A 4,565-nucleotide genomic window follows, 5' to 3' on the forward strand; every position below is an offset into this window, starting at 1 on the left:
AGGATGAGCCCGCGGCCTATCAGCTTGTTGGTGAGGTAATGGCTCACCAAGGCGACGACGGGTAGCCGGCCTGAGAGGGCGACCGGCCACACTGGGACTGAGACACGGCCCAGACTCCTACGGGAGGCAGCAGTGGGGAATATTGCACAATGGGCGAAAGCCTGATGCAGCGACGCCGCGTGAGGGATGACGGCCTTCGGGTTGTAAACCTCTTTCAGCAGGGAAGAAGCGAAAGTGACGGTACCTGCAGAAGAAGCGCCGGCTAACTACGTGCCAGCAGCCGCGGTAATACGTAGGGCGCAAGCGTTGTCCGGAATTATTGGGCGTAAAGAGCTCGTAGGCGGCTTGTCACGTCGGGTGTGAAAGCCCGGGGCTTAACCCCGGGTCTGCATTCGATACGGGCTAGCTAGAGTGTGGTAGGGGAGATCGGAATTCCTGGTGTAGCGGTGAAATGCGCAGATATCAGGAGGAACACCGGTGGCGAAGGCGGATCTCTGGGCCATTACTGACGCTGAGGAGCGAAAGCGTGGGGAGCGAACAGGATTAGATACCCTGGTAGTCCACGCCGTAAACGGTGGGAACTAGGTGTTGGCGACATTCCACGTCGTCGGTGCCGCAGCTAACGCATTAAGTTCCCCGCCTGGGGAGTACGGCCGCAAGGCTAAAACTCAAAGGAATTGACGGGGGCCCGCACAAGCAGCGGAGCATGTGGCTTAATTCGACGCAACGCGAAGAACCTTACCAAGGCTTGACATACACCGGAAACGTCTGGAGACAGGCGCCCCCTTGTGGTCGGTGTACAGGTGGTGCATGGCTGTCGTCAGCTCGTGTCGTGAGATGTTGGGTTAAGTCCCGCAACGAGCGCAACCCTTGTTCTGTGTTGCCAGCATGCCCTTCGGGGTGATGGGGACTCACAGGAGACCGCCGGGGTCAACTCGGAGGAAGGTGGGGACGACGTCAAGTCATCATGCCCCTTATGTCTTGGGCTGCACACGTGCTACAATGGCCGGTACAATGAGCTGCGATACCGTGAGGTGGAGCGAATCTCAAAAAGCCGGTCTCAGTTCGGATTGGGGTCTGCAACTCGACCCCATGAAGTCGGAGTTGCTAGTAATCGCAGATCAGCATTGCTGCGGTGAATACGTTCCCGGGCCTTGTACACACCGCCCGTCACGTCACGAAAGTCGGTAACACCCGAAGCCGGTGGCCCAACCCCTTGTGGGAGGGAGCTGTCGAAGGTGGGACTGGCGATTGGGACGAAGTCGTAACAAGGTAGCCGTACCGGAAGGTGCGGCTGGATCACCTCCTTTCTAAGGAGCACTTCTTACCGATCCCTTCGGGGTGAGGTCAGAGGCCAGTACATCAGCGAATGTCTGATGCTGGTTGCTCATGGGTGGAACGTTGACTATTCGGCCGGGTTCTGGGTCGGAGGCTGTTAGTACTGCTCGTAAGAGTGTGGAACGCATGATCTCCGGGCGGGAGCTGGCCGGGCACGCTGTTGGGTGTCTGAGGGAATGAACTCCCTCGAGATGCCGGCCCCAGTGAACTCGAACCGGATGGTTCGGGGTGATGGGTGGCTGGTCGTTGTTTGAGAACTGCACAGTGGACGCGAGCATCTGTGGCCAAGTTTTTAAGGGCGCACGGTGGATGCCTTGGCACCAGGAACCGATGAAGGACGTGGGAGGCCACGATAGTCCCCGGGGAGTCGTCAACCAGGCTTTGATCCGGGGGTTTCCGAATGGGGAAACCCGGCAGTCGTCATGGGCTGTCACCCGCTGCTGAACACATAGGCAGTGTGGAGGGAACGCGGGGAAGTGAAACATCTCAGTACCCGCAGGAAGAGAAAACAACCGTGATTCCGGGAGTAGTGGCGAGCGAAACCGGATGAGGCCAAACCGTATGCGTGTGAGACCCGGCAGGGGTTGCGTATACGGGGTTGTGGGATCTCTCTTCTGTCGTCTGCCGGCGACAGGACGAGTCAGAAACCGTTGATGTAGGCGAAGGACATGCGAAAGGTCCGGCGTAGAGGGTAAGACCCCCGTAGTCGAAACGTCAACGGCTCGTTTGAGAGACACCCAAGTAGCACGGGGCCCGAGAAATCCCGTGTGAATCTGGCGGGACCACCCGCTAAGCCTAAATATTCCCTGGTGACCGATAGCGGATAGTACCGTGAGGGAATGGTGAAAAGTACCGCGGGAGCGGAGTGAAATAGTACCTGAAACCGTGTGCCTACAAGCCGTGGGAGCGTCGGAACAAGGCTTGCCTTGTTCTCGTGACTGCGTGCCTTTTGAAGAATGAGCCTGCGAGTTTGCGGTGTGTTGCGAGGTTAACCCGTTCTCCCCGAAATGCATTTAGGTGCAGCGTCGTGTGTTTCTTGCCGGAGGTAGAGCACTGGATAGGCGATGGGCCCTACCGGGTTACTGACCTTAGCCAAACTCCGAATGCCGGTAAGTGAGAGCGCGGCAGTGAGACTGTGGGGGATAAGCTCCATGGTCGAGAGGGAAACAGCCCAGAGCATCGACTAAGGCCCCTAAGCGTACGCTAAGTGGGAAAGGATGTGGAGTCGCACAGACAACCAGGAGGTTGGCTTAGAAGCAGCCACCCTTGAAAGAGTGCGTAATAGCTCACTGGTCTAGTGATTCCGCGCCGACAATGTAGCGGGGCTCAAGCGTACCGCCGAAGTCGTGTCATTGCGATATTAACCCCCAACGGGGATCGTGATGGGTAGGGGAGCGTCGTGTGCCGGGTGAAGCAGCCGCGGAAGCGAGTTGTGGACGGTTCACGAGTGAGAATGCAGGCATGAGTAGCGATACACACGTGAGAAACGTGTGCGCCGATTGACTAAGGGTTCCTGGGTCAAGCTGATCTGCCCAGGGTAAGTCGGGACCTAAGGCGAGGCCGACAGGCGTAGTCGATGGATAACCGGTTGATATTCCGGTACCCGCTGTGAAGCGTCAAACATTGAATCCAGTGATGCTAAGCCCGTGAAGCCGTTCCGGACCCTTCGGGGAAAGGAAAGTGGTGGAGCCGGTGACCCAAGCTGGTAGTAGGTGAGTGATGGGGTGACGCAGGAAGGTAGTCCATCCCGGGCGGTGGTTGTCCCGGGGTAAGGGTGTAGGCCGTGCGGTAGGTAAATCCGTCGCACACAAGGCTGAGACCTGATGCCGAGCCGATTGTGGTGAAGTGGATGATCCTATGCTGTCGAGAAAAGCCTCTAGCGAGTTTCATGGCGGCCCGTACCCTAAACCGACTCAGGTGGTCAGGTAGAGAATACCGAGGCGTTCGGGTGAACTATGGTTAAGGAACTCGGCAAAATGCCCCCGTAACTTCGGGAGAAGGGGGGCCATCACTGGTGATCCAATTTACTTGGTGAGCTGGGGGTGGCCGCAGAGACCAGCGAGAAGCGACTGTTTACTAAAAACACAGGTCCGTGCGAAGCCGTAAGGCGATGTATACGGACTGACGCCTGCCCGGTGCTGGAACGTTAAGGGGACCGGTTAGTCACTCTTCGGGGTGGCGAAGCTGAGAACTTAAGCGCCAGTAAACGGCGGTGGTAACTATAACCATCCTAAGGTAGCGAAATTCCTTGTCGGGTAAGTTCCGACCTGCACGAATGGCGTAACGACTTCTCGACTGTCTCAACCATAGGCCCGGTGAAATTGCACTACGAGTAAAGATGCTCGTTTCGCGCAGCAGGACGGAAAGACCCCGGGACCTTTACTACAGTTTGATATTGGTGTTCGGTTCGGCTTGTGTAGGATAGCTGGGAGACTTTGAACTCTGGACGCCAGTTCAGGGGGAGTCGTCGTTGAAATACCAGTCTGGTCGTGCTGGATGTCTAACCTGGGTCCGTGATCCGGATCAGGGACAGTGTCTGATGGGTAGTTTAACTGGGGCGGTTGCCTCCTAAAGAGTAACGGAGGCGCCCAAAGGTTCCCTCAGCCTGGTTGGCAATCAGGTGTTGAGTGTAAGTGCACAAGGGAGCTTGACTGTGAGACCGACGGGTCGAGCAGGGACGAAAGTCGGGACTAGTGATCCGGCGGTGGCTTGTGGAAGCGCCGTCGCTCAACGGATAAAAGGTACCCCGGGGATAACAGGCTGATCTTCCCCAAGAGTCCATATCGACGGGATGGTTTGGCACCTCGATGTCGGCTCGTCGCATCCTGGGGCTGGAGTCGGTCCCAAGGGTTGGGCTGTTCGCCCATTAAAGCGGTACGCGAGCTGGGTTTAGAACGTCGTGAGACAGTTCGGTCCCTATCCGCTGTGCGCGTAGGAATATTGAGAAGGGCTGTCCCTAGTACGAGAGGACCGGGACGGACGAACCTCTGGTGTGCCAGTTGTTCTGCCAAGGGCATGGCTGGTTGGCTACGTTCGGGAGGGATAACCGCTGAAAGCATCTAAGCGGGAAGCCTGCTTCGAGATGAGTATTCCCACCTCCTTGAGAGGGTAAGGCTCCCAGTAGACGACTGGGTTGATAGGCCGGATCTGGAAGCACGGTAACGTGTGAAGGTGACCGGTACTAATAGGCCGAGGGCTTGTCCTCAGTTGCTCGCGTCCACTGTGTT

Annotated in this window: 2 rRNA genes; both read left to right on the forward strand. The window is 57.4% G+C overall.

Annotated elements, in window-relative coordinates:
* Nucleotides 1-1,310: ribosomal RNA gene (locus tag IG99_RS43195) — 16S ribosomal RNA — on the forward strand; the annotation flags it as partial.
* A gap of 310 nt (nt 1,311-1,620) precedes the next feature.
* Nucleotides 1,621-4,543, forward strand: a 23S ribosomal RNA gene (locus IG99_RS43200).
* Nucleotides 4,544-4,565: the final 22 nt, after the last annotated feature.

Origin of the sequence: Streptomyces griseus subsp. griseus (genome assembly GCF_000720255.1) — a bacterium.
GTDB classification, from domain to species: Bacteria; Actinomycetota; Actinomycetes; order Streptomycetales; family Streptomycetaceae; genus Streptomyces; species Streptomyces griseus_I.